Genomic DNA, 26139 nt, shown 5'->3' on the forward strand with positions numbered 1-26139 from the left:
GTATTTGCATAATTTATGATACTTTTAGGCACCAACTATAAATGTGCCGAGGGGGAAGAAACATGCTACCATATTTTAGCAGGATAATTTATAAGCGATATCTTTTGGTAGTGGCTTATGTTCTGCTGTTTATTATAACCACTTCCAGTAAAAGTTATTCACAAAGTTTGGGCGATCCTATCGTGCATATAACTTTTGGGGCGGGTATCAACCAATTTGGCGGAGCCCTTAGGCCCGATTCAGGATCAACCACCTATTCTTATGTAGCAGCAACGCCCGATGATAATTCCTATACCATTGCCAGTACTACAGGCGGTTTAAATAATGGCTGGGGTCTTACTACTGATCATACAGGCGACCCAAATGGTTATATGATGATAGTGAATGCAAGTTATACGCCCGGCGAATTTTACAGGCGTAAAGTTCCCGGCTTATGCGGCAATACAACCTATCAATTTTCTGCCTTTATAAAAAATATCATAAAAATACAGGGGCCAATTTTGCCTAACGTTAGTTTCAGTATTGAATCACTTGACGGTGCCCCTCTGGGCAGTGGCAGCACCGGTAACATCAGTCAATTGGGTGTATGGACAAACTATACTTTTACATTTACCACAACATCTGATGGAGAAGCTGTTATTATTAAAATGGTAAACAACGCGCCCGGTGGCCTGGGTAACGATATAGCAATTGATGATATTGTTTTTAGACCCTATGGAGCACCGGTAAGGGTTACGTCTGACGAGGCCAACAGCGCTTTTTGTGAGGGTACTTCTAACCCCGTAACTATTAAATCCACTACGTTGCTTCCTGCAGGTAATTCTCAAAAGGTACAGATTTATAAAAACCGTAACTGGGTAGATCAAACCCCGCCAAGTACAGCTACATCGTTCACTGTTATGTCTCCACCCGAACCGGGGACGTACTCTTACCGGCTTGTTACCAGTTCGTTAGCTAATATTAATACGCCAAGCTGTGTAGTAGCTTCAAATGCATTTGAAGTAAAAGTTTTGGCTTTGCCTACCGCCGATTTTTTGGTAGCGAAGGCGACTTGTCAAAGCGAGCCCATTTTGTTTACAGACCAATCTACGGCCGGTGATTCAGAAGTAGGAAGCTGGCTTTGGGAGTTTGGTGATGGACAAACATCAACAGAGCAAAACCCCTTACACATATATAACGCCCCCGGCGATTACCCGGTTAAGCTAACAGTTAGGAATAAGCTTGGATGTACACCAACAAATACGGCTAAGGTAGTACACGTTTTTAAAAGTATTGATATGGCTTTTAGTTATTCAACACCTGATTGTGTGACAAAAGCCGTAACTATTACCGATGCATCAGTAAGTACCGATGGTTTTGTGCTGGCGCGGGTTTGGGATTTTGGCGATGGCAGCCCTACAGAAACCCATAACGCGATGGCTCCCTTCCAGCATACTTATGCAACAGCAGGCAGCTATCAGTTAAAATTAACCATAAATACTGACAGAGGGTGCACGTCGGTATTAAGCAGAACCATTGTGATAAACCCATTGCCGGTAGTTGATTTTACCTTACCGCCAACTTGCGCAGATGGCAGTTACGCTAAATTTACTGATAACACCAAAATAGCGGACAATAGTAACCTCACTTACTTGTGGGATTTTGGCGACCCGGGCAGCGGCACCCTCAATACATCCACACAAAAAAATCCACAGCATATATTTTTGAAGGCGCAGTTATACCAGGTTACATTAACTGTAACTTCAGCCTCGGGTTGTGTCGGTTCTGTAACCAAACCTGTTATGATCAACGGCTCAAATCCTGAAGCTGATTTTGACGTACTAAATGAAGCATCATTATGTAGCGGGCGCAACACATACTTCCGTAATAAAGCTTCTGTTTTCCCGGGTTCAATAACCAGGATAGATTGGTATTATGATGCCGATAATACAAGTATCCCGCCCGAGGTAGATAACAATCCATCCCCCGGTAAACTATATTATCATTTTTACCCTCAATTTAGCTCACAGCCGAAAAAAACTTTTAGGGTGGTAATGTATGCCTATTCAGGCGAAACCTGCATGAAACCCAAAGAAGTAACCATAACAGTGTATGGAGCAGCGTCGCTTACCTTTAACGGCCCCGACTCGTTGTGTATAAATAATGGCCCCACACAGCTTGCGGCGAAAGAGATTAGTGGTATTGCAGGTAATGGTACGTATAAAGGAACAGCCGTTAGCACGTCGGGGTTATTTGACCCATTGGCGGCCGGTGTAGGCACCCATACCATAAGCTACATTTATACGGCCGCAACAGCATGTGCCGACACGGTAACCCGTGTAATAGTTGTTAAACCCATACCTACAGTTGATGCCGGGAAAGATATGGTTGTATTAGCCGGAGGGGTTACACGCATGAACGCCAGCGCAACAGGCGATAGCCTCAAGTACCAATGGTCGCCGGCAATAGGTTTAAGCAGCACCACTATTTTAGATCCCGTTATTACGGTAACTAAGGACGTTACTTACACGCTTACCGTAACCAATAATAAAGGATGCTCGGTTAGTGATAATGTAAATATAAAGGCATTGTTAGACCCTGTAGTACCCAATACTTTTACGCCAAACAACGATGGTATAAATGATAAATGGGATATTAAATATTTAGATAGTTTTTCGGGTTGTACTGTTGATGTTTTTAACCGTAACGGGCTAAAGGTATTTTCATCCATTGGTTATAAAACTCCCTGGGCTGGACAATCCAATACCGGCGACCTGCCTTTTGGGGTATATTATTATATAATTGATCTCAAAAATGGCCGCAAACCCGTATCAGGTTATGTTACCATTATCAGATAGTCAAACTATTTAAGCCAATTGTTGCTTACCGGGTGGGGTTATCATCGTGTCTATAAATTCACCAATAGCCTTAAGCGTATACATATCCAGGTAGTCTTCATTACGCTGCATCCACTCGCTACCCAGTTTATAAAGCATAGCTGCTTTGCCGTTTATTTTAACTTTCCACACGCGCCAGGTTTTAAAATATCCGGCAGTAATTTCAATAAGCTGTGTGGTACCGTCGGCTAACTTCAGTTTATAATTCATGTTGTGATGATTTAATACTTGAATAGTCCGTTTTTTATCAAATGGCAGTGGGTTTTAATATATGTAAATACGCTGTATCTGATTTAATATTGCATGGCGAAACGTTAAATGTTGTAATAGATTGAGTCTCTTTACAATTAAATTATAAGTACACTAAAAAGCCGTCCCAATGTGTATCCGGACGGCTTGATTTTATTGCAGGAAATATTATTCTCTTATCCAGATATTACGATAGCTGATAGGGGCGCTTTTATCGCCATGTGCCTGTAATCTTATTGAAGCAGGGCCGTGTGCAGTATATTTGTGCGCACTGGTGGTTGACGTAGCGCCTTTAATGGCAACGTTATTTTGAACCAACACCCCGTTAAAGAAAATAGTAACGCGCGCAGGTTCTTTTACAGTACCATCGGCATTGAATTCAGGATCGGTATAGGCGATGTCATAAACGTTCCATTCGCCGGCTTTTTTAGCAGGGTTCACCAATGGGATAGACTCGCGGTATACGCTGCCTGCCATACCATTAATGTAGGTTTTGTTATCGTTGTTATAAGTGTCTAATACCTGGATCTCGTATTTGCCTGATAAAAATATACCGCTATTGCCGCGGGCCTGCCCGGTGCCGGTAATATCCGCGGGTATCTTCCACTCGATATGCAGCTGAAAGCTGCCGAATTTACGTTTGGTTTCAATATCGCCTGCCGTTTTATCAACGGTAAGGATATCTTTTGCTACGGTCCATTTTGCAGCCGATTGATCTTTTGGTGATTGCCATTCGTCTAAATTTTTGCCATCAAATAAAATAATAGCATCCGAAGGGGCATTGCCCCAAGTTTTAGCAGGGGTAACCACATTAGGTATTGGTTCAAAAAGCTCGGCACTGTTTGGGTTTGACGATGCAAGGTTAGCTTGTTTAATAGTAGCTGTAGTTACCTGCCCATAGCCAACAGATGTTAAACATAGCAGGCTCGCTGCCAAAATAAAATTGTATTTCATGAATTTAGTTTTTGTGTGATCGTTTATAATATTCAAGCCAAATCTATAAGATTTTAATTTATTTAATGGATTTATAGCTGTCTTTTAACTGAGCAAACAAAAATTTTACAAAAGCGCCAACCCAAACAGGATTAATTACGTATAATCAGTATAAGAAAACAATTAATATGGAATTTTTAGACAAAGACCCTTACCCAAAGAAACCTATCGGACTTGTGATTTTAGGCTGGGGTGTAGCCCTATTATTGATTGTAGACCTGCTTTGGTGTATACTATAGTTGCTGTTAATTGTTTACACCTTAACTTCTTTCCACTTACCTTTTTTAAAGTAATACCACGCAGCCAGGGCCAGCATTGTTTCTGCTATCGGGATGGAAATAAAAGCACCGGTGGCTTTCATGTCTAAATGTTTTGACAGGTACCAGGCCAACGGTATTTGTATCAGCCAGAAACAGATAAAATTTATCCAGGTAGGCGTTTGGGTATCGCCGGCGCCGTTAAGGGCCTGGGTCATTACCATACCTATCCCGTAAAAAATATAAGCCGAGCCAAACACTTGCAAAGCCTGCGTGCCATATTTTACTACTTCCGCATCCTGCGTAAATATGCGGATGATATGGTTAGAGAAGCATAAAAATATAACCATTACTATCCCCATAAAAATGGCGTTATACTTTGCTGTGATCATTACGCTCTTTTCGGCGCGGTCAATTTCTTTGGCACCTAAATTCTGACCAACCAGGGTTGCTGCCGCGTTACTTAAACCCCAGGCGGGTAGAATAAAGAATACCACGTTACGTATAGCCACCTGGTAACCTGCAGAGGCCGCCGTTCCGCCTGTTTCAGCCACTAAACGTGCTACTGCTATCCAACTGCCACTGGCTATAATAAACTGCAATGTAGCGGGCCAGGCTATGTTTATGATGGTTTTAATTACAGGTGTATCAAAATTGAAGTGAGCGGCTGTAAATTTCACTATGCCATTACCTTTTATTAAGTGATAAACCTGGTAAACCACACCAGAGGTACGGCCGGTTACTGTTGCCATAGCCGCACCCTTTAACCCAAAGAAGTGGATGAGGATAGGGCAGAGTATGATATTAACCAAACTGGCTATCCATAAGCTTTTCATGGCCATTGCCGCGTTGCCAGCGCCGCGAAAGATGCCGTTTATGAGGAAGATCAGGATAATAACCAGGCTGCCACCAAACATAATGCGGGTAAATATCGCGCCGTCGGCTACTACTTGTTTACTGGCGCCCATCAGCCCTAAAATATCGCTGGCATATACCATGCCCACAACAGTTAATACTGCTGATATTATAAAAGCGATAATTAATGATTGCGCACCTGCATGCGCTGCGCCGTCCGGATTTTTCTCGCCAATGCGGCGGGCAACTACCGCGCCCGTGGCCGTGCTTAAGCCAATGGCTATCGAATAAACTATGGTAATAACAGATTCAGTAAGCCCAACACTGGCTATAGCGTTTTCGCCAAGCTTGCCTACAAAAAATATATCAACCAAAGCAAATACGCTTTCAAGACTTAGCTCTAATATCATCGGCACTGCCAGCAGGAATACCGCTTTGCGGATACTGCCCTGCGTATAATCCTGGCTTTCGCCATTCAGGGATTGCTTGATTACAGAAAAGATAGTTTTTAAGGTCATGATAGGGTAGTCGGGAAAGGCTATAATTACTTACAAAAGTACTTCGCAAGAATAGCCATTTGCGTTTAATACTTCAATTATTTTTTTGGATATGATGGCTTTCGCTTCAACCCGTAAAATTTTGTCGCAGTCTTCCAGGTCAAAGTTGATCCGGCTTTCAGGGAAATGGTCAAGCAGCTGCCTGATCAATATTTCAGACGGCTCAACCTCATTAACATTTGTTTTAAAGACCTCGACTATCATAGAATTAATTATCCCGCTAATGCCTTAGCTATATTTTTTAGCTGATTGGTATGCCTGGTGGTATGGAAAACATAAAACCAGATAAATTCAAGCCTTGTCCAGGGTGGGGCGCCGGGTATGGCAAAATCAACACAAGTCAAAGTCAGGTCGAGCGTTTTAGCAGCAGTTATCAACTTGTTAAAACTGTCTTCCAGTTTAGCCAGCATTTCATTTTTATCATGCGGTCCATCAGACGGATAAATAAAATCAGGCGACTTCATTTTGATATCCATGTTTAAGAAGAGTTTGCCAGTTTCTTCAACGTTTTCATCCGGTGCGCGTTCTGTTGGTTGGGTTTTGCCATAAAGCACACCAACGCCTACCGCTTTAAAAATATGCTCTGTAACTTGTCCTGCTGTCCAGCTATCTTTAAAGGGTACAGTATTAAACTGCTCCTCGCTGATAGCAGCAATGGCCTGGATAAGCTGCGTTTTAGTTTTTTCTAATTCTGTTAATAAGTCTTTCATAAGGTAGAGTGATTAGGTGCTCCGCTCTTTCAAGCGAAGCACTTGGATTTATTATTTCTGATTTTCGTCGTAATTTACCATCCACTTTACGCCGAATTTATCTGTCAGCATACCAAACCAGGCACCCCAAAACATTTTCTCGATAGGCACCTCTACAATACCGCCGGCAGCCAGGCCGTCAAATATTTTATTGGCCTCTTCCATGTTTTCGGGAGTGATAGAGATCGAGAAATTATCTCCTATTCTTATCGTATGGCCTGCTGATTCCAAAGCGTCGGTAGCCATTAATATGTTATCGCCAATTGGTAAGGAAACATGCATCAGCTTGTCCTTATCTTCTTCAGGAAGATTGGCGCCATGTTCAGTATCTCTGAAGCGTACAAAAGATGAAAACTCGCCGCCAAATACTGATTTGTAAAAATTAAAAGCTTCTTCGGTATTACCTAAAAAGTTTAAGTACGGATTGATCTTTGCCATTGTTGTGTTGTTTTAAGTGTTTTTGATAATGCTAAGGTAAGGGCTATTTACAATATTGAAGGTGTGTGTAAATGTCAACTATAGGGGGTATTCGGGACATTTTTTTATATATTTAGCCGTCACCAAATATTTAATACAGATGATACAACTGGGCATTTTACTTACAAACAGGTACAGGCTATTAAGCGTAGCCGCTATTTTAGATGTTTTTGAAAGCGTTAACCGTTTTTATGTTAATGATAAGAAAGACCCGGTTTTTAATATCTCATTGTTTAGCGCCGATGTGATAGATCAGCAAAAAGCAGTCGAATTTAACAGCTATCAAATCCAATCGGTTAATAATTCAGCAAAGCAAGACCTGATATTTATACCGGCATTTGGTTCGGCGGATATTGGGCTGGCTGTATATGAAAATCAAAAATATATTCCCTGGCTGCAGCAACAGTTTAAAGCAGGGGCCGAACTGGCCTGCGTTTGTACCGGCGCGTTTTTATTAGGCGCCACCGGGCTGTTAAACGGTAAATTGGCCACTACCCATGTTGATGCCTGCCCGCAGTTTGCCCATGCTTTCCCAACAGTAAAGCTTCAGGCCGACAAAGTGGTAACCGGCGATGGTGGGCTTTATACCAGCGGCGGCTCAACGTCAAGTTTTCATTTAATGCTGCACCTGCTGCAAAAGTATTGTGGTAAAGATATAGCTGTACGGATAGCCAAATTGTTTTCTATTGATATGGACAGGGAGCATCAAACTTATTTCAGCACCTTCTCGCCATCGCAGCAGCATAATGACGAGCTGGTCACCATGGCGCAAAGAAGTATTGAAAGCGCTTATCATAACACGGGTACTATTGAAGAGCTGATAAAAGAAATACCGGGCAGCCGCCGCAACATTGCCCGCCGTTTTAAACAGGTAACCGGCATAACGCCTATAGAGTACCTGCAAAAAACACGTATTGAAGCTGCAAAGAAACTATTGGTAGAAACCAATCAGCAAATGACCGAAGTTATGGTTAACTCGGGTTACACCGATTCAAAAGCATTCCGTAAGATCTTCAGGAAAACCGTCGGCATGACACCAACCGGGTACCGGGAAAAGTTTTATATGGGATGACACCCCACCCAACCCTCTCCAAAGGGGAGACTTTAAAAATTTAAGCCCTCCCATTGGGGAGATTTAGAGGGGTGATCCCCACGCAGTAATCATCAAAGTGCGGTTGCCGCCGTAGTTTCTATGCTCGCATAAATAAATCCCCTGCCATATGCCCAGCGCGAACTTGCCGTTGCGGATAGGGATCATTACCGAGCTGCCTAACAGCGCGGCTTTTAAATGTGCGGGCATATCGTCCGGCCCTTCATCATCGTGCAAATAATCAGGATCGTTCTCGGGTACTGTTTTGCTGAAATACATTTCAAAATCTTTGCGTACTGTGGGGTCGGCGTTTTCATTGATGGTTAACGATGCCGATGTATGCTGAATAAATACCTGGCACATGCCGGTTTTTATATCACGTAACTCAGGTAATGAATTCCAAACCTCGGCAGTTATTAAATGGAAGCCCCGGCGGCGTTGGCTAAGCTGTATTTGTTGCTGATATATTTTCATCGATAGTATGTGCTTGCAAATTTATCGCAATAATCAGGCTAATATTTAAAATCTGATATAAAACTGTAAATTAGTAAAAACCTTTATCCATGAATACTTTAGCTTTTTTTGAATTTAGTTCAAGCGAACTGTGGCTGTTGGCCGGCAAAGCAAAACAATGATCCCTTAATCTAATTTAGGTTGTAACTACTTAGCTGCTGCACCGTCTAACAGATATATTGGAGTATATAAATTTACAGTTATGCGCTATTTTCTTTGTTTGTTATTGCCGCCCCTTGCTGTGTTTAGCACAGGCAGGATAGGCGCCTTTATATTGAGCATTATATTAACCATCTGTTTCTGGATACCGGGCGTAATACACGCCATACTGGTTACCAACGATTATTACGCCGCCAAAAGGCACCGCCAGTTGGTCAGGGTAATGAAATACGGCAGGTAAGTTATTGCCTGGTGTAGTAGGTTCCCTGTATTATTTTATAAGGCGCATCACTCTCCAAACCCCAGCCGGCATTTAGCGTGCCGGTACGTGTGCTTTGCAGACCCATAACGGTTAATGTTAAGGTAAGTATAGGTTTGGTTTCAGTGCCGCCAATATTTTGTTTTAAGTTAAGGTTTGCACCTAATATGGTATATTTTAGGTAGCTGGTTGTATCGGTAGTTGCTACTAAAGCGCCAAGCTTGCGGGTTTGGACGGTAACATAGGCGCTGCCGTCTCCATTGTAAATTTCAGTAAATGCTCTTCCCGCATTTGCATCGGTAAAATTAACGGTCGAATCTTTTAAAAGCTCGTTTGTAGTAAGATCATAAACTTTTGTGTTTTGCTGATACGCCTTCCAGGTGCCTACAATTAATTTGGCATATTGCGATTTTGCGCCGGCCAGCTCATCCTTTTTACAGGAAAACACCGTGCAGGCTATTAAAGATGTAAGTATAAGATGTGAATTTTTCATAGGTTAGGTTACTTAGGTTCATCCAAAACTATATAAATAATTATACACCGCTGCTTTTGTAACGGAAATAATAGTTTGAAATAACCCGGGAGTATAATTGTATTACGTAACAAATGAAGCAATGGTTGTGTTTGTTTAACTTGCAGCCAATTTTATTTATTTATGAATGATGTTTTAGGACAAGCCATATTTGACCACCACCGCAATTTACCCGGGGGTAAACTCTGGATAAACAATAAATATGGCCCTAAAGAGGCAATGCCCATAGCTACCTATTTTAGGGGAGAGGATGATATACCAGATATTGAATGGATGGCGCTTGAGCAATGCCGCGGCAAAATATTGGACATAGGGGCCGGGGCAGGAAGCCATGCTTTGCTGCTACAGGAGCAAGGGGTAGACGTTACAGCAATTGATATCTCGCCGTTAGGTGTTAAAACTATGCAGGAGCGCGGCGTTAATAAAGCAACCGAAGCAGACATATTTACTTTTGAGGGCAAATTTGATACTTTGCTATTGCTGATGAACGGTATTGGTTTGGCTGGTACCTTAACCGGTTTAAAAGATTTGCTCATCCATCTTAAAACCATGTTAAATAAAGGCGGCCAATTGTTGTTCGATTCGTCCGATATCGCTTACCTGTATGAGGGTAAGCTGCCCAAACAAGGCTATTACGGCGAAATACAGTATCAATACGAATATAAAAACCTAAAAACCGAATGGTTTAACTGGTTGTATATTGATGAGCATACCCTGCAGCAAATAGCTATTGAAGCAGGCTATACCATGGAAGTATTGATTGAAGACGAGTTTGGACAATACCTTGTAAGATTAACCACTTAGCCTTTATTTGCCTTAAACACCCGCATAAAATTACCGCCGAATATTTTGGCGACATCCTTTTTATTGTAACCGATTTTTAATAGCTCAGCTTTTATTTTAGGGTAATCAGCAACGCTGTCCATTTCTTGCGGGAACGACTCTGATCCGTCAAAGTCTGACCCAATGCCAACATGTTCAACGCCTATCAACTTTGCTATATAATCAAAATGCTTTATCAACATGTTTAACGGCGGGCGCACCTGGTCTGATTCTTCTTTATGTATGGCGCTTAACCTTTCAACAGCCAGGTCGCCATCGTGGTAAATTTTTATCAGCGAGTCAAGTTCAGATCGGTGTGCCCTTATAAACGCGTTTTCTTTTTGGTTATAGGTGCTGTCGACAAATCCGCTGTAAAAATTAACAAATACTACGCCGCCATTTTTGCCTATTGCCTGTAGTTGCTCGTCCTTTAGGTTGCGTCGGTTTTTATCCAAATTCCACACGCAGCTATGTGAAGCAATAACGGGTTTACTGGTTGTAGCAATTACGTCATAAAAGGTTTGCTCTCCAACGTGCGATACGTCAACCATCACACCCAGGTCATTCATATGATGTACTATCTGTTTACCAAAATCTGTCAATCCTTTATGTTTTAGGGTGTCAGGTTTGGCCGTTTCTGCAGCCGCTGATGTTGCCCAACTGGTGCTATTGTTCCAGGTTAGCGTCATATAGCTCATACCGCGCTTAGCCAGCTGGTCTAAATAGGTTATACTGTCTTCTATCATATGGCCACCCTCTACACCAATTAAAGCGGCCAGCTTGCCTTTTTTAACCGTGGCTTTTAGTTGCTTCGGGGTAGTAACCAAAGCTATTTTATCGGGGTAGCGTTTTATCAAAGCAAAAAGCGAATCTATCTCGCGGTTAGCCATTGCATTTGCGGTGCCTTTACCATATGTTTCGCCACACCATATAGAAAATATTTGCGCGTTTAACCCGCCTTGTTTAGCACGTACAAGGTCGAAATTACCTTCTGTTTGTAGTTTACCCAGGTCGTGCCCGGTAATTAATTCGTTTGATATAGCGTCGTTATGGGTATCAATCAATAATTGCGCTTTAGTGCTGATAGTCAGTGATAGCAGTGCAATTAACAGCAATTTTTTCATGTTGTAATTTAAATAAAAAACGGACCGCAGCAAAAAGTTAATGTCATTTGTACTTTTTAATTAAACTTTAACCCCGTTATTTGTTCTATATCTACAAAAAACATATATATATACATGAAAAAGCTATTTATACTCACAGCACTAATCGTAGCAAGCTATTCCACCTTCGCGCAAAATGTTGATCTGCGCCGTAAAATTGAAGTAACAGGCATAGCCGACCAGGAAGTTACCCCAGATATTATAAACGTTACCATATCCCTGCAGGAATATATTAACGGCAAAACAAAGGTTACTATTGAACAGTTAGAGAACCAACTGGAAGGCGCTATACGCGATGCCGGTATCCCGAAAGAAGATTTTACAATTAATAACTTATCGGCCTATAATAACACCTATCAAAAAAAGAAGAACCCCGATTTTTTGGCTTCTAAACAATATGGTATCAAATTTCACGATTTGAACAGGTACAACCAGATACTAAGTAAGGTTGACCCTAAAGGCATCCAAAGCACATATATTGATAGCTATGATTATTCAAAAATAGATCAGCTTAAAAATGAGCTAAAGCTTAAGGCCCTTTTATCAGCCAGGAGCAAAGCAGGTTATTTATTAAATGGAATAGGCGAAACGTTGGGACGTGTGATTAATATTACCGAAAGCGATAACAGCAACTATCCGCAGCCAAGGCAGGTAATGTTTAAAACCATGGCCGCCAGCGATGTAAGGGGTGTACCTGCCGAATCGGATATCGACGTAAAGAAAATAAAAATAAGTTTACAGGTAAACGCTGTGTTTGAGATAGGGAAGTAGAGCGATAAGCGTTTATTTGTGAAGTATTTTGTTTTATATAAATTGATATATTTGGTATCAATTTAACCTTACACTTTTAAAGATGAATATCTTCGTTAACTTCCTTAAAAACTTATTCCTGGCAACCGGTGCCATCTGATTTTTCAGCGCGTTGGCTATCATTATCTTAAACCTTAACTTTGGGCCAAGAGAAATAGCCTTTACGCTGATCATTCCGTTTGCTTACGCTGTGGTGCGCATTTTTGACAAGGTAAATGTGGCGAACAACGGGAAGCAATAGAAAAGTAGTCCCTGTTGTTATTCAGGTGTACCAAATATAACTATCGAAACAAATAAATAAAGAGCCGTAGGCTCGGCCCATATAATATGTGTCGTACCTACGGCACTTGTGTTTACATTCTTGCTGTCCACCGGGCTAAAACCCGGTGCTACAATATTTGTCGGGCCTACGGCTCTTAAATCTTTCAAAATACTTACTTAAATAGATAGAAACGTTATAATAAAGCATTTGTTAAGCTTGATTATAAAACCGTGGCACTTTTATTTTGGTACAGTGTAGTTAAATATAAAACTGGTATGGCTTGCATCTTTAACCGGCACTATAGGGCCCAGGGCCTTACCATCATAAGTTACATTGGTTGTGAAGGTAGCGGTAGCGGTTGATACTGCCTCGATAATAACCTTATGCCCGGATTTTGGTGTAAATGTATAGTCCAGGGAAGTTACATCATAATCGTCCTTGGTAACAAAATCATTGGTAACCGTATCTGTCTCTGTTACAAAGTATGAAAATTTCTGGGTGCTGCTTAATTTAACAATCATATCTTTTTTTGCAGGTGTGGTATCCACGGGCGCGGCACTATCATTTTTTTTGCATCCAAAAAAGCAAACTAATACCAAAAGAGACAGGCAAATATTTTTCATTATAAACAGGTTTGTTTTTTATAGGTAATAACGCTAAGTTAACTTAATTGGTATTCAATATCAATCTCGGCTCATCATAAGCTATCATCTGTTCGCGCTCGGCAGTAGGGATCTGTACAGATTTGTTGGCTTTATAATCATAGCAAATACAAACAGTTTTCCCGGTAGTGCAGATCTCTTCGCCTGCAGGGGTTATCCTTACCAACACGTGCATTACATCAAAGCTGCTGTTACCAATACGCACTACGCGTACATAACAGGCAATCTGGTCGTGCAGGGTAATGGGCTTTAAATAATTTACTTCCGACCGGCCCACAATAATACCATTTTCACTAAAATTCCAGTTGATGGCTTCCTTCCAGTAGCTAAAACGGGCAATTTCAAAATAGGTTAGATATATAGCATTGTTAACATGCCCTACCGAGTCTATATCCGAAAAGCGAATAGGTATATCGGTTTTAAACCTATACTCTGATAGTTTTTCAGTCATTAAGTGTCATTATGTCTGGTAAAAATTGGTTAAAGCGACAAATAGTCATCTAATATTAAACAATAGCCCATTGGTATAGCTATTGATTAAGTTAATGCGAAGTTAACAAAAGAAAAACTTAGGAGGATATAAAAATGACTTTAGTAAAATTTAACAGAGACCAAAAGAAAAACCTAGTGAATCCGTTTTTTAACGACGTGTATTCAATATTAAACGACTCGTTTTTAAACGAAAAATCAGCAACGCGTACACCGGCTGTAAATATTGCTGAGAATGATAACCAGTTTGAAGTTGAATTGGCGGTACCGGGCTTAAGCAAAGCCGATATCAAAATAAGTTTAGATAAAAACGTATTAAGCGTTTCGGCTGATAAGAAAACTGAAACTACTGACGAGACAAAAAAATATACCAAACGCGAATACAGTTTTAGCTCATTTTCAAGGTCATTTACCTTACCTGAAAGCGCAGATCAATCAAAAATAGAAGCTGATTATACAGCCGGTATTTTGAAATTGACTATCGCTAAAAAAGAAGAAGCTAAATTTCAATCAAGAGAAATAGCTGTAAAATAATATTATCGGCCAACCCGAAAGCCCGGAAGTGAGAACGATTAGTGCGAAAGTCCGGCTTTTGGACCCGATATAAGTTACCGAAAGATAAGTTTTCATAATAAATAGTAAGTTGGTTTTAGTTTGAGAGAGAAGGTCGCCCCAAAAGGGTGGCCTTTTTGTTTTAGCAATGTGTATTAAGTGTCAATATTTTCATTCATGAACCCAACTCTTCCCGAATAACCCGGCAATTACTATCTTTAAATTTTAAACGCCTATCTATGAAAAAATTATTGCTCATTACATCCCTGATTATTTTAGGCCTTGGGGTAAAGGCGCAAACCACCGCGGTACCGGCTAAAACTGTTAAACTTACAGATACCGCTAAGCTATATCATCCTGCTGCTGATGCAAAAGCAGACATTGCAGCTGCGGTAAAACAGGCGGCGGCCAGCCATAAAAATGTATTGCTGCAAATTGGCGGCAACTGGTGCATATGGTGCATTTATTTTAATGACCTGGTAAAAAAAGACGCTGAACTTGACAAATATCTGCGTGATAACTATGTTGTTGTACACGTAAACTATAGCCCAGAAAATAAAAATGAGCAGGTGCTGGCCGATCTTGGCTATCCGCAACGATTTGGTTTCCCGGTATTTGTGGTGCTTGACGCTAAGGGTAAAAGATTACACACGCAAAATTCGGCGTACCTGGAAGAGGGCAGGGGCCATAGCAAAGCTAAAGTGCTGGAGTTTTTCCAGAACTGGTCGCCGGCGGCAATTGATCCCAAAAGTTACGTAGTTAACGCTAAGTAAGTTGATCTATCGTCGTCTGTGTCCTCACAGATGACTTGTATGCGGTCTGTGAGGACACAGACCGCGGTGCAGATAATAATAAGATTCTGATCCGGTGATCCACTTTAAATGATCCACTCCAAATTATGTAAAATAATTAAAATTAGGTAAGTGATATATTTCCAGACCGTTACGATAGGCACTTAAACTAATTGTAGTGATCCAAAGTGATCCACTCAAAAAGTTAAACTTCTTTTTATCAATAAGTTAAGTTAAAAAGGTGATCCAGGTGATCCATTTTTTCACGTGGATCACCTAAGCCTGAAAGCTGCTAATTAATAACAGTCGATATCACATCCTCAGCATTAACATAACCAGAGAAACGCGAGTCGTAAGCATTGTGCCTGTCATCGCCCAAAACAAAGTAAGCGTTTTTTGGAACCACTATTTGCCCCAGGTTATCTTCATTGTACATCCATCGCCTGAAATCTAAAAACAGGTTTGGGTTAATACTACCAGGCGATAAAGAGCAAAGAGCAAGTTTAACCTGGTAAGCTTTAACCTCGGGCCTGGTTAATGTAATAACTGATAGGCTATCGCCGGCCATAGGTTTTACCACATCTTTATTTTTAGCCACCAAGCCGGCAATCTTTTTCAGATCCGTATTATGGATGAAATATTCGTTAGCGGCGAAGGGTTCGTCCTGCAGTTGGTTATTTACATATAAAGCGGTCTGTTTTATTTCGATAATATCACCCGGCATACCGATGCACCTGAAGATCCATTCGCGCTTATCCTTTGTTTTAAAAACAATAAACTTATTGCGTGCCGGTTTAACCAGGTTAGATGCAATAACGACATCGCCCGGCCTGTAAGCAGGCTGGTTTGAGGTGGTTGAAATTGTATAGAACTCAAGCGTATGTGTAACGCTGCCTATAAGCCAAACCGCAAGTAAAAACACAACCACGGCAAGGGCTATAATCAGGGGCTTTTTCATGAAAAGATCAGGTATCGTTATAAAGTTTAGAAGTTAGGTTTCAATACATATTTATCATAGAAACGGAAGATATGCTCGGTCGCTTCCTCGGCAGTATCAACCAGGCGGTACAGGTTCAGGTCATCCGGATGGATGTTATGCTCCTGGTTAAGCATCTTTTCAATTACCCAGTTAAACAATCCTCTCCAATACTCAACTCCAACAAACACAATCGGGAAACGCGCGATCTTACCGGTTTGTATCAATGTTATAGCCTCGAAAGACTCATCCAGCGTACCAAAACCTCCCGGAAGCACAATGAACCCTTGTGAGTATTTCATGAACATTACTTTACGGATAAAGAAGTAATCAAACTCCAGTACCTTATCCCTGTCGATATACTTATTGTGGAACTGCTCAAACGGTAATTCAATATTTAGCCCTACCGATTTACCCCCGGCTTCGTACGCGCCTTTATTAGCCGCCTCCATAATACCCGGCCCACCGCCTGATATTACGCCATAACCACGCTCTGTAAGCAGGCGGGCGGTATCCTCTGCAAGCTTATAGTATGGGTTGTCATTCTTGGTACGTGCCGATCCAAATATGGATACGCAAGGGCCTATTTTAGCCAGTTTTTCAAATCCGTCAACAAACTCGGCCATTATTTTAAATATCTGCCAGGAATCGGTTACTTTAATTTCCTGCCAATTCTTGTTCTCAAACGCTTGTCTTATTTTTTCTTCTCCGGTCATTATCTTATCTTGTAGTAGTATAATTAGCTATTTCCTCTTTTGTTTTAGCAGTCGAGGTAAATAGCAATCCTGCAAATGTAATAATTCCATTCACCAGGATGAGTTCGTTATCGAAAGTATAGCCAAATAGTTTTGCAGAATGGGTGCTCAGGTAAAAGCAAATAGCCGGCGATATCAAACAAATAAATGGCACCAGCTTATCCCTAACCTGCCGTCTGCTAACAAATAAGCCAAAGGAATATAAACCCAGTAGCGGCCCGTAGGTGTATGAAGCTACCTTAAATATAGCGCTCACCACGGCATCGTTGTTAATTGCATTAAATATAATAATAGTTAAAAACAATAAGCCCGAAAACGCGATATGCACGTAATGACGGATGTTAACCATTTTTTTACTGTTGACATCCTTACCCTTGTTAAAGTTTAAAAAGTCCACACAAAAGGAGGTGGTTAGGGCAGTAAGGGCCGAGTCGGTAGTGGCAAAGGTGGCAGCAGTAAGCCCCAGCATAAATACAATGGCGGGTACTAACCCTAAATAATTAAGCGCGATGGTAGGATAGAGGTAGTCGGTTTTTGCTACTGTAATGCCGTACCTGGTGGCATACATGGCTAACAGGGCACCCACGCATAAAAAGAAGATATTAATAACCACAAACACCCCAGTAAAGCTGAACATGTTTTTTTGCGCTTCGCGGATGTTTTTCAAACTCAGGTTCTTTTGCATAAGGTCCTGGTCGAGGCCGGTCATGCCTATGGTTATAAACATACCGCCGATAAACTCCTTACTGAAATGAAAGTGGCTCGTCATAAAATCATTAAAGAAGAAAATCTTGGAATAACCGCTGTTTTTAACGGCCTCTGCAGCTTCAAAAATGCTGAAGTTCATGGCCCGGCAAATAAAGAATATCGACAGGAAAACCGACGATACCAGGAACAGCGTTTGCAGGCTGTCTGTTATTATAATGGTTTTTAACCCCCCTTTAAATGTATAGGCCCAGATCAGTACCAGGCATATTAAAACCGTTACCGCGAACGGCACGCCGTAACTATCAAAAATAAATTTCTGTAATACAATTACCACCAGATACAACCGGAACGATGATCCAATTACCCGGCTTAACAGGAATATAGCGGCCGCTGTTTTATAGCTCCAGGTACCTAATGCATGTTCTATATAGCTATAAATGGATGTCAGCTTCATCCGGTAGTATAGCGGCAACAGTACCGTGGCAATGATGATAAACCCGGCGGCATTACCCAGCACAAACTGAAAATAGGCAAACTGGTCGCCGCTTGGCGCGCCTACTTTGCCCGGTACCGATATAAACGTTACACCGCTTAACGCTGTGCCTATCATACCAAAAGCTACCAGGTACCATTTCGAATTTCGGTTGGCTACAAAGAAGGTATCATTATCGGATGATTTACGTGATGTAAGCCATGATATGATCAGTAATACTAAAAAGTAGCCTATGATAAATGAAAGTAGTATTCCAGGTGCCATGTAGATTGTTTTAGTCCGGAAGTCCGAAAGTCGGCAAGTCCGGAAGATGTATTAATTTTTAATTTAATGAGTTTCGAAGTCCATTTAGCATAACTAAAATTTCTTCGCATTGAGCATATAATTTGTCGAATAACGGAGCCTTGATCAAGTCGCGCTTTTTCGCCAAATATAAACATCCAACAACTTCTATATCTGAACGTATAGCATAGCCCAGAAACTTTTTAAATTCAGCATTTGACTGACCTGTCGATCCTTCTGCTATATTAAGTGAAATTGAATCTGTCGCCCTTTTTATTTGGGAAGTAAGAACAAATAATTCATCTTTTGGAAAAGATCTGGTTAGCTCGTGTATATCACCAGCTAAATCAACGGCTTTTTGCCATACTATTAATTTTTCAAATTTGAATGCCATAAATTCTTGCTCACAAGTTATGTATAGTACGTCATTAAACAAAAAAACTTTCAAACTTATGATGAATCTTTTGTTTCTTACTTCAACGATCCGTAAACTTTAATCTTTCGGACTTCCCGACTTTCCGACTTCCGGACTATTACCTATCTTCGTACAATGAATTTTTCGTCGAAATTGTTGGAGAATGCGGTAGCCGAGTTTGCTAAGCTGCCCGGAGTGGGGCAGAAGACGGCGTTGCGCCTGGTACTGCACCTGCTTAACCAGGATAAAGAAGATGTACAAAAGTTTAGCAGTACAATGACGAAGCTGCGCAATGAAATTCAGTTCTGCAAAACCTGCCATAATATTTCTGATATGCCGGTGTGCGAGATCTGCGCATCGCACAAGCGCGACCATAGCCTGATATGTGTTGTTGAAGATACCCGTGATGTTATGGCGATAGAGAATACCAGTCAATACAATGGCGTGTACCATGTATTGGGCGGTTTGATATCACCAATGGATGGCATAGGACCGTCTGACCTGCAGGTTGATACCTTAGTAGAACGCTTAACCACTGACGAAGTTAAGGAAGTGATTTTTGCCTTAAGCGCCACCATGGAAGGAGATACTACCATCTTCTATCTGCATAAAAGATTAAAACAATTCAATATTAGCATTTCAACAATAGCCCGTGGCATAGCCTTTGGAGGAGAATTGGAGTACGTAGATGAGATCACATTAGGTCGGTCCATCGCTACACGTGTTCCTTATGAAAATTCTTTATCCAGGTAAGTATGAAACTATCCGTAATAATTGTTAATCACAACCAATGTGATGTGCTGAAACTCGCGCTTGATTCTTTAATTAAAGCCGCTAATTCTATTGATTATGAGTTGGTTATAGTTGATAACGGATCGACAGATAATTCTGTTGATATGGTTAATACTGAGTTTCCACAAGCCAGGATAATTGCAAACGTTGCAAATGAAGGGATCGCCAAAGCACGTAATCAGGGAATAGAAGCGTCTAAAGGGGCGTATATTTTATTAGTCAGTGCGGATACTATTTGCGGCAAAGAGACTTTGGATAAAGTACTGGACTTTATGGAAATACATAGAGACGCCAGTGGTTTAAGCGTGAGAATGTTAGGTACACAGGGGACATTTTTAAAAGAGTCAAACCGGGGCTTAACAACACCGTGGATCGGCTTTTTAAAATTGATAGGTTTTGGTAAAAACCTTCAGAAAACACGTTTATCAAACCGTAACCATAAGGCTTGGGTTGAGGAGTTTCAAACATCAGAGATCGATATATTGAACGATGCCTTTATGCTGATCCGCAGGTCTGTTATAAATGAAGTTGGTTTGTTCGATGAGCGTTTTGTCCAGTTCGGTCATAATATTGATTTTTCATACCGGATGCGATTAACGGGATTAAAAAACTATTATTTCCCAAAAACTTATATCATCAATTTAAAAAGTGATAATGCACCAAAATTTAGCTGGCAATACATAAAGAATTTTTATGGCGCTATGCTTATCTTCGCTGCCAAGTACCTGTTTAGTTTGCCTGAAATAAAAATAGTAGAAGGCATACAGCTGTACCCTGCAGCCTATGAAGTTGAACAATAAGATAGTTATAATAACCGGCGCCTCATCAGGCATTGGTAAAGCATTAGCCGAAGAATTTGCCAGTCGTGGCGCTAACCTTGTTTTAGCCGCACGCCAATACGTTACGCTTTGCGAAATAGCCCAAACGCTGCAAGATCAATACCAGATTAAAGCCGTTGCTGTACAATGCGATGTTGCTGTAGAAAGTGATTGCGAGCATCTAATAAAACAAACCATTACAACTTTCGGTAAGATAGATATTCTGATAAATAACGCCGGCATCTCTATGCGTGCCCTATTTAAAGACGCGGACCTACATGTTTTAAAAACCCTGATGGATGTAAATTTTTGGGGGACGGTATACTGCACCAAATACGCATTGCCTGAAATTATAAAAACACAAGGATCAATAGTAGGGGTATCATCTATCGCCGGCTACAAAGGTTTGCCCGGAAGGACAGGCTATTCGGCATCAAAGTTTGCCATGAACGGCTTTCTTGATGCTTTAAGGGTTGAGAACTTAAAAACAGGCGTACATGTGATGACAGCCTGCCCGGGCTTTACAGCCTCAAACATTCGCAATACCGCTTTAAATAAAGACGGTAACCAGCAAGGCGAAAGCACCCTGCACGAGGAAAAAATGATGACCTCTGAAGAAGTTGCAAAAATTATAGCCGACGGTGTTGAAGCTCGTGAGCGCACATTAATAATGACCGGCCAGGGCAAGCTCACCGTATTTTTAAGTAAGCTGGTTCCGGGGGTATTGGATAAGCTGGTTTATAATGTGTTTGCTAAAGAGAAGGATGCGTTGTTGAAGTAATAAGACCATAGACTGATTACGGAGTAACCAATTCATAATCATCAATCTTATCCAGGTTCAAAACTATCCGGCCATCCTCATCACGATCAAAAGCAGGTTTAAATTTGGCGCCCCATACCATTTCGTTATACATGTATGATGTGCGTGAATGTACCGTTTGCGAGAAAGTATCATCAAAAGCTTTAAGTAATATCGCGAAGGTTGCGCCGGTGCTTTCCATTTCTTCGGCAGTCATGTCCTTTATTGGGCTATCATCATTTAGCGGGTGTACCACTGTCCAGCTTAGCGTAAGTATGCTAACCCGTTTACGTTCCAGCTCTAATGATATAAATCTGCGGACAGGTTTACCTTTTACATCTTCGTTGTACGAGAATATAACTTCCATCTGCAAATCGATCAACGTATTACGGCGCATGTTGGTTAACCTGAACATTATTCCCTTACCATCACGATAGGGGGCAACCAGCAAATGCCCACTATATTTTATTTTGGCCGATGGCCTTGAAAAACGCCCGTATAACAAACCGGTAGCTAACGCGAAGGCTAACAAGCCGGTCATTGACTCTAATGCGGCAATAGTATTAGCTGCCATTCCTTTTGGAAAAATATGCCCGTAACCAACCGTGGAGATAGTTTGTGCCGAAAAGAAAAAGGCATCCATAAAACGATGGTAGATGCAGCCATCATTGATGGTTTCCACACTGCCATCTAAAGCGCCAGGGCCTAATGAAACATAAACAAGTGCGAAAATTATATTGGCCAATAAATATCCAGCTAATATTAATAACCAAAACTTGCCCCAACCCATGGTTATAAGCGTATGGTAGTTATTGGATGTGTTGAAGAATGATATGCCTTTGCGTTTTACATTTATTGAGCCATCCTGGTTTATTAAACGCTGGCTTTTGGTAACAGCCTGGGTGCCGAAACCAAGGTCATCTTCTGGATTAAAATTTTGCTTGCGTATGGCCATGCTGTAAATTTATCATTCTGCTTGCTTTTAGGAAAAACTATTTCCATATTTGCCTTCGTAATGATAATTAAAAGTTTAAATAATAATTGGTGGTGGCTTAACGATTAAAATCGTAAGGCAAACTCCTGTAATTATAAATTATATTAAAAAAGGGTTGCCGTAAGGTAACCCTTTTTTGTTAGCCCCCCAACCCTCCAAAGGAGTCCTCCGGACCCTGAAAGGGGAGGTTATCCGGAGGGAAGATTATAAAAATAAAATACTAATATTAATTACCCCGTAGAGGGTTAGACATGAAACAAATACTTAATCATCTTTTTGAAAATAAAACACTTACCCGCGACCAGGCAAAGGATATCCTGACGTTGATATCGCAGGGGTTGTACAATAATTCGCAAATGGCGGCTTTTATGACGGCCTATTGTATGCGCAATATTACTGTTGCCGAGCTTGAAGGATTTAGGGATGCGATGCTGGAACTATGCCTTCCTGTAAACCTGGGTACGAACGAACTGATAGATCTGTGCGGTACCGGCGGCGATGGAAAGGATACGTTCAATATTTCAACCCTGGCGTCGTTTGTAGTGGCAGGGGCGGGTTATAAAGTAGCCAAACATGGCAACTATGGGGTTTCATCAGGCTGCGGGTCATCAAACGTGATGGAGTACCTGGGTTATAAGTTCACTAACGACATTGGCGAGTTGAAAAGAACTTTAGATACCGCTAATATTTGTTTCCTGCATGCCCCGTTATTTCACCCGGCCATGAAAACGGTAGCGCCTATCCGCCGCGAACTGGGGGTTAAAACCTTTTTTAACATGCTGGGGCCCATGGTAAACCCGGCCCGGCCTAATAACCAGCTGGTTGGGGTTTATAATTTAGAGCTGGCAAGGATGTATGCCTATCTTTATCAGCGATCAGACAAAAAATATACGATCCTTAATGCTTTAGAAGGCTATGATGAAATTTCGCTTACCTGCGATTTTAAAACATTTACCCCTAAAGGTGAAAAAGTAAATACCTTAAAAAGCATAGGGTTTGACAGGTTAGATCCTTCAACAATTGCCGGGGGGAGTACGGTTGACGAATCGGCCGGTATTTTTATGCAGGTGCTTTCGGGCAACGCAACAACGGCGCAAAGCAGTGTGGTACTGGCAAATGCGGCGGTGGCAATCAATACTATCAATCCGGATAAAACCTTCGCCGATTGCTTTTATGAGGCTGAAGAATCTTTGCTAAGCAAGCGCGCTTTAACAAGTTTTAAAAACCTGGTAGGTAACTAAAATGAAAATAAAGGTTTGCGGGTTAAAATATCCCGATAATATAAAAGCGGTTACAGAACTGGCCCCCGATTATGTGGGCTTTATCTACTATAACCGTTCGCCGCGATTTGTGGGCGATATTGTTGTGAATAATGTAGCTTCATTACCTTCACAAATAATTAAAACGGCTGTTTTTGTTGATGAAGATCAGCAGGAAATAAACAGGCTGATTGATGAATTTGGGTTTAATGCCATACAATTACATGGCGAAGAAAGCGCAGAAGTCGCAAACTCGTTCAGGGATAGGGTGCAGGTACTTAAAGCTTTTGGTTTGGATGAGGATTTTGATTTCGGCCAGCTAAATGCCTATGTTGGCAAGGTTGATTATTTCCTGTTCGATACCAGGACTGACGCGCACGGCGGTTCGGGCAAAACATTTAACTGGAACGTTTTAGCTAACTATAAACTGGAGGTGCCGTTTTTTTTAAGCGGCGGTTTAAGTTTAGATAATTTAGAGCAGGTGGCAAAGATCAAACATCCGCAATTTTACGGGGTTGATTTAAACAGCAGGTTTGAAAAAGAACCCGGACTAAAAGATATTGAAAAATTAAAACAGGCATTCAGCCTTTTAAAACAACCTGATACGCATGAAATACGGAGTTAACGAGCAAGGTTATTATGGCGATTTTGGCGGCGCGTATGTGCCCGAAATGTTATATCCCAATGTTGAAGAATTACGGCAGCAATATCTGAAGATCATTGAGGAGCCAGACTTTAAAGCCGAGTTCGATCTGCTTTTAAAAGATTATGTTGGCAGGCCATCGCCGCTATATTATGCCAAAAGATATTCGGAAAAATATGGCGCCAATATATTTTTAAAGCGCGAGGACCTTAACCATACCGGATCGCATAAGATCAATAATGCCATCGGCCAGATTTTATTAGCCCAACGTTTAGGCAAAAAAAGAATTATTGCCGAAACGGGGGCCGGCCAGCACGGTGTCGCAACGGCTACCGTATGCGCATTAAAAGGTATTGAGTGCGTGGTTTACATGGGCGAGATCGACATGGAGCGCCAGGCCCCAAACGTGGCCCGTATGAAGATGTTGGGCGCTACCGTAGTACCGGCCCGGTCGGGCAGTAAAACGTTGAAGGACGCCACCAATGAGGCCCTGCGCGACTGGATAGCCAACCCGGTAGATACCCATTATATCATCGGCTCGGTTGTGGGCCCATATCCTTACCCGGATATGGTGGCGCGTTTCCAGTCTATAATATCATTTGAAGCTAAAAAGCAATTATTTGAGCATACCGGTAAAGAACTGCCCGATTATGTAATGGCTTGTGTAGGCGGTGGCAGTAATGCTATGGGGATGTTCTATCATTTCCTGGATGATGAAAGTGTGCAATTAATAGCTGTTGAGGCAGCCGGTAAAGGAGTGGACAGTGGTCACTCTGCCGCTACTACGTTTTTGGGTAAAGAGGGTGTTTTACATGGCAGCCGAACTATCTTAATGCAGACTGACGATGGCCAGGTTGTTGAACCATATTCTATCTCGGCCGGGTTGGATTACCCCGGTATAGGCCCGCAACATGCGCACCTGTATAAAATAAAACGTGCGCAATATGCCAGCGTAACTGATGATGAGTCGTTACAGGCCGGCTTATTATGCTGCCAGCTGGAAGGGATCATCCCGGCGATAGAGTCGGCACATGCCCTGGCGCAGTTGGAGAAAATGAAATTTAAAAAGGACGATAATGTTATTATCTGCCTATCAGGGCGCGGGGATAAAGATCTGGATACTTATATAAAATATTTTAATTACTAATAATGAACCGTCTAAACCATCTTTTCGCAACTAAGAAAGATAATTTATTATCCATCTATTATACTGCCGGTTACCCCGCCTTAAATACTACGGTTGATATTGCCGAAGCGCTGGAAAAAGCCGGAGCCGATTTTTTAGAAATAGGTTTCCCATATTCAGACCCGGTAGCCGATGGGCCTACTATCCAAAACAGCTCGCAACAGGCTTTGGATAATGGCATGACGTTGAATGTATTATTTGAGCAATTAAAAGATCTGCGCAAACGGGTAACCATCCCGATATTATTAATGGGCTATGTTAACCCGATAGTGCAATATGGCGTAGAGCGTTTCTGCAAAAAAGCAGCAGAAGTAGGAGTGGATGGCATAATTGTACCTGATTTGCCGATGTATGAATACGAGAGCATGTACGCCAAATATTTTATCGACAATAACCTGAGCAATATATTCCTGGTAACGCCACAAACCACACCTGAACGCATTACCAAGATAGACGAATTGAGCAACAGCTTTATCTACCTGCTCTCGTCATCATCAATAACCGGCGGCAGCTTAAATGTATCTGACAGTATTGAGGCTTATTATGTCCGCGTGAAGGCAATGGGTCTTAAAAATCCAACCATCATAGGCTTCGGGATCTCTGATAGCGCCACTTTTACCAAAGCCTGCCAGTACGCTAATGGTGCCATAGTAGGTAGTAAATTTGTAAAGCTTTTGGAGACAGAAAACTATCTTGAACAGATTCCTGCTTTTATCAATTCTATTCGTCGTTAAAATAAAAGATTGTCCCCTCTAAGACTGTCCCCTCAGGGTCTCTTGAAAAGGACCCTGAGGATTCCTTAATGCAACCTCAGGGTCCTCTTTGAGAGACCCTGAGGGAACGGAAAAATTTGTAAAGCTTTTATTATTTAGCTAAGATACCGGCGTTTGTTAAATCGATAA

General features: G+C 41.5%; 32 protein-coding genes. 15 read left to right on the forward strand and 17 right to left on the reverse strand.

Annotated elements, in window-relative coordinates:
- Positions 1–62 precede the first annotated feature (62 nt).
- Entirely contained in the window at positions 63–2837 is a 2775-nt protein-coding gene (locus tag ABIB50_RS14205; protein WP_429380521.1) for a PKD domain-containing protein, read from the forward strand.
- 9 nt (positions 2838–2846) lie between these two features.
- Here ABIB50_RS14205 and ABIB50_RS14210 read toward each other — a convergent pair whose 3' ends face one another.
- The 6 genes from ABIB50_RS14210 to ABIB50_RS14235 all read right to left on the reverse strand — a co-directional run bounded on the left by ABIB50_RS14210 (position 2847) and on the right by ABIB50_RS14235 (position 6974).
- On the reverse strand, positions 2847–3086 hold the full coding sequence (locus ABIB50_RS14210; protein WP_429380523.1) for a hypothetical protein: 240 nt from the start codon (positions 3084–3086) through the stop codon (positions 2847–2849).
- 207 nt (positions 3087–3293) lie between these two features.
- Positions 3294–4079, reverse strand: coding sequence for a 3-keto-disaccharide hydrolase (locus tag ABIB50_RS14215; RefSeq protein ID WP_429380525.1), 786 nt, complete (start codon positions 4077–4079; stop codon positions 3294–3296).
- Between the two features lie 292 nt (positions 4080–4371).
- Complete coding sequence (locus ABIB50_RS14220; RefSeq protein WP_429380527.1) at positions 4372–5748, reverse strand: MATE family efflux transporter; 1377 nt, start codon at positions 5746–5748, stop codon at positions 4372–4374.
- A gap of 30 nt (positions 5749–5778) precedes the next feature.
- Entirely contained in the window at positions 5779–5991 is a 213-nt protein-coding gene (locus tag ABIB50_RS14225; protein ID WP_429380529.1) for a hypothetical protein, read from the reverse strand.
- Positions 5992–5999: 8 nt separating this feature from the next.
- Positions 6000–6497 (reverse strand): DinB family protein, encoded by a 498-nt coding sequence (locus tag ABIB50_RS14230; protein ID WP_429380531.1) that lies wholly within the window; start codon positions 6495–6497, stop codon positions 6000–6002.
- A gap of 51 nt (positions 6498–6548) precedes the next feature.
- Positions 6549–6974, reverse strand: a complete 426-nt coding sequence (locus ABIB50_RS14235) for a VOC family protein (RefSeq protein WP_429380533.1) — start codon at positions 6972–6974, stop codon at positions 6549–6551.
- A 139-nt stretch (positions 6975–7113) separates the two neighbouring features.
- On the opposite strand from ABIB50_RS14235, the gene ABIB50_RS14240 reads away from it, so the two are divergent.
- Positions 7114–8085 (forward strand): GlxA family transcriptional regulator, encoded by a 972-nt coding sequence (locus ABIB50_RS14240; RefSeq protein ID WP_429380535.1) that lies wholly within the window; start codon positions 7114–7116, stop codon positions 8083–8085.
- Between the two features lie 63 nt (positions 8086–8148).
- Here the strand turns inward: ABIB50_RS14240 and ABIB50_RS14245 are convergent, their stop codons facing one another.
- A complete protein-coding gene (locus ABIB50_RS14245; RefSeq protein ID WP_429380537.1) occupies positions 8149–8577 on the reverse strand; it encodes a secondary thiamine-phosphate synthase enzyme YjbQ in 429 nt (142 codons plus the stop codon).
- A 241-nt stretch (positions 8578–8818) separates the two neighbouring features.
- Here ABIB50_RS14245 and ABIB50_RS14250 point away from each other — a divergent pair, with 241 nt between their 5' ends.
- A complete protein-coding gene (locus ABIB50_RS14250) occupies positions 8819–9016 on the forward strand; it encodes a YqaE/Pmp3 family membrane protein (protein WP_429380539.1) in 198 nt (65 codons plus the stop codon).
- A gap of 1 nt (position 9017) precedes the next feature.
- Here the strand turns inward: ABIB50_RS14250 and ABIB50_RS14255 are convergent, their stop codons facing one another.
- Positions 9018–9527, reverse strand: coding sequence for a hypothetical protein (locus ABIB50_RS14255; protein WP_429380541.1), 510 nt, complete (start codon positions 9525–9527; stop codon positions 9018–9020).
- 162 nt (positions 9528–9689) lie between these two features.
- Here ABIB50_RS14255 and ABIB50_RS14260 point away from each other — a divergent pair, with 162 nt between their 5' ends.
- A complete protein-coding gene (locus ABIB50_RS14260; protein WP_429380543.1) occupies positions 9690–10370 on the forward strand; it encodes a class I SAM-dependent methyltransferase in 681 nt (226 codons plus the stop codon).
- Here the strand turns inward: ABIB50_RS14260 and ABIB50_RS14265 are convergent.
- Entirely contained in the window at positions 10367–11512 is a 1146-nt protein-coding gene (locus ABIB50_RS14265; RefSeq protein ID WP_429380545.1) for a dipeptidase, read from the reverse strand. The two genes, ABIB50_RS14260 and ABIB50_RS14265, sit on opposite strands and share 4 nt — an antisense overlap.
- 114 nt (positions 11513–11626) lie before the next feature.
- Between ABIB50_RS14265 and ABIB50_RS14270 the strand changes: the two genes are divergently transcribed.
- Together ABIB50_RS14270 and ABIB50_RS14275 are read left to right on the forward strand one after the other, a co-directional pair.
- On the forward strand, positions 11627–12322 hold the full coding sequence (locus ABIB50_RS14270; protein WP_429380547.1) for an SIMPL domain-containing protein: 696 nt from the start codon (positions 11627–11629) through the stop codon (positions 12320–12322).
- A gap of 151 nt (positions 12323–12473) precedes the next feature.
- Complete coding sequence (locus ABIB50_RS14275) at positions 12474–12602, forward strand: hypothetical protein (protein ID WP_429380549.1); 129 nt, start codon at positions 12474–12476, stop codon at positions 12600–12602.
- Between the two features lie 17 nt (positions 12603–12619).
- On the opposite strand, the gene ABIB50_RS14280 is transcribed toward ABIB50_RS14275, so the two are convergent.
- The 3 genes from ABIB50_RS14280 to ABIB50_RS14290 form a co-directional block, all read right to left on the reverse strand.
- Complete coding sequence (locus tag ABIB50_RS14280; protein ID WP_429380551.1) at positions 12620–12790, reverse strand: hypothetical protein; 171 nt, start codon at positions 12788–12790, stop codon at positions 12620–12622.
- Between the two features lie 72 nt (positions 12791–12862).
- Complete coding sequence (locus ABIB50_RS14285; protein WP_429380553.1) at positions 12863–13246, reverse strand: hypothetical protein; 384 nt, start codon at positions 13244–13246, stop codon at positions 12863–12865.
- Between the two features lie 43 nt (positions 13247–13289).
- On the reverse strand, positions 13290–13736 hold the full coding sequence (locus tag ABIB50_RS14290) for an acyl-CoA thioesterase (protein WP_429380555.1): 447 nt from the start codon (positions 13734–13736) through the stop codon (positions 13290–13292).
- Between the two features lie 134 nt (positions 13737–13870).
- Between ABIB50_RS14290 and ABIB50_RS14295 the strand changes: the two genes are divergently transcribed.
- Positions 13871–14308 carry an Hsp20/alpha crystallin family protein gene (locus tag ABIB50_RS14295; RefSeq protein WP_429380557.1) on the forward strand — a complete coding sequence of 146 codons (438 nt, stop codon included), beginning with the start codon at positions 13871–13873 and terminating at the stop codon, positions 14306–14308.
- 257 nt (positions 14309–14565) lie between these two features.
- A complete protein-coding gene (locus ABIB50_RS14300; protein ID WP_429380559.1) occupies positions 14566–15099 on the forward strand; it encodes a thioredoxin family protein in 534 nt (177 codons plus the stop codon).
- Positions 15100–15409: 310 nt separating this feature from the next.
- Here ABIB50_RS14300 and lepB read toward each other — a convergent pair whose 3' ends face one another.
- The 4 genes from lepB to ABIB50_RS14320 are packed head-to-tail and all read right to left on the reverse strand — an operon-like array spanning position 15410 to position 18725.
- Positions 15410–16075, reverse strand: coding sequence for a signal peptidase I (gene lepB, locus ABIB50_RS14305; RefSeq protein WP_429380561.1), 666 nt, complete (start codon positions 16073–16075; stop codon positions 15410–15412).
- A gap of 26 nt (positions 16076–16101) precedes the next feature.
- Positions 16102–16809, reverse strand: coding sequence for a TIGR00730 family Rossman fold protein (locus tag ABIB50_RS14310; protein WP_429380563.1), 708 nt, complete (start codon positions 16807–16809; stop codon positions 16102–16104).
- A 4-nt stretch (positions 16810–16813) separates the two neighbouring features.
- Positions 16814–18313 carry a sodium:solute symporter gene (locus ABIB50_RS14315; protein WP_429380565.1) on the reverse strand — a complete coding sequence of 500 codons (1500 nt, stop codon included), beginning with the start codon at positions 18311–18313 and terminating at the stop codon, positions 16814–16816.
- 58 nt (positions 18314–18371) lie between these two features.
- Positions 18372–18725: a four helix bundle protein gene (locus ABIB50_RS14320; RefSeq protein WP_429380567.1), complete on the reverse strand. Its 354-nt coding sequence runs from the start codon at positions 18723–18725 to the stop codon at positions 18372–18374.
- 156 nt (positions 18726–18881) lie between these two features.
- On the opposite strand from ABIB50_RS14320, the gene recR reads away from it, so the two are divergent.
- Genes recR through ABIB50_RS14335 form a run of 3 tightly spaced genes read left to right on the forward strand, consistent with a single transcriptional unit; the run spans position 18882 to position 21137 of the window.
- On the forward strand, positions 18882–19499 hold the full coding sequence (recR, locus tag ABIB50_RS14325) for a recombination mediator RecR (protein ID WP_429380569.1): 618 nt from the start codon (positions 18882–18884) through the stop codon (positions 19497–19499).
- A gap of 2 nt (positions 19500–19501) precedes the next feature.
- Entirely contained in the window at positions 19502–20338 is an 837-nt protein-coding gene (locus ABIB50_RS14330; RefSeq protein ID WP_429380571.1) for a glycosyltransferase family 2 protein, read from the forward strand.
- Positions 20322–21137: an SDR family oxidoreductase gene (locus ABIB50_RS14335; RefSeq protein WP_429380573.1), complete on the forward strand. Its 816-nt coding sequence runs from the start codon at positions 20322–20324 to the stop codon at positions 21135–21137. The genes ABIB50_RS14330 and ABIB50_RS14335 overlap by 17 nt, the downstream gene beginning before the upstream one ends.
- Positions 21138–21153: 16 nt before the next feature.
- Here the strand turns inward: ABIB50_RS14335 and ABIB50_RS14340 are convergent, their stop codons facing one another.
- Positions 21154–22110 (reverse strand): ion channel, encoded by a 957-nt coding sequence (locus ABIB50_RS14340; RefSeq protein WP_429380575.1) that lies wholly within the window; start codon positions 22108–22110, stop codon positions 21154–21156.
- Between the two features lie 290 nt (positions 22111–22400).
- Here ABIB50_RS14340 and trpD point away from each other — a divergent pair, with 290 nt between their 5' ends.
- Genes trpD through trpA form a run of 4 tightly spaced genes read left to right on the forward strand, consistent with a single transcriptional unit; the run spans position 22401 to position 25971 of the window.
- Complete coding sequence (gene trpD / locus ABIB50_RS14345) at positions 22401–23390, forward strand: anthranilate phosphoribosyltransferase (RefSeq protein WP_429380577.1); 990 nt, start codon at positions 22401–22403, stop codon at positions 23388–23390.
- A gap of 1 nt (position 23391) precedes the next feature.
- Positions 23392–24033, forward strand: coding sequence for a phosphoribosylanthranilate isomerase (locus ABIB50_RS14350; protein ID WP_429380579.1), 642 nt, complete (start codon positions 23392–23394; stop codon positions 24031–24033).
- Entirely contained in the window at positions 24017–25198 is a 1182-nt protein-coding gene (gene trpB, locus ABIB50_RS14355; RefSeq protein WP_429380581.1) for a tryptophan synthase subunit beta, read from the forward strand. The genes ABIB50_RS14350 and trpB overlap by 17 nt, the downstream gene beginning before the upstream one ends.
- 2 nt (positions 25199–25200) lie before the next feature.
- Positions 25201–25971 (forward strand): tryptophan synthase subunit alpha, encoded by a 771-nt coding sequence (gene trpA / locus ABIB50_RS14360; protein ID WP_429380583.1) that lies wholly within the window; start codon positions 25201–25203, stop codon positions 25969–25971.
- Positions 25972–26139 lie beyond the last annotated feature (168 nt).

Origin of the sequence: Mucilaginibacter sp. UYCu711 (assembly GCF_050433825.1) — a bacterium.
In the GTDB taxonomy this organism is placed as follows: Bacteria; Bacteroidota; Bacteroidia; order Sphingobacteriales; family Sphingobacteriaceae; genus Mucilaginibacter.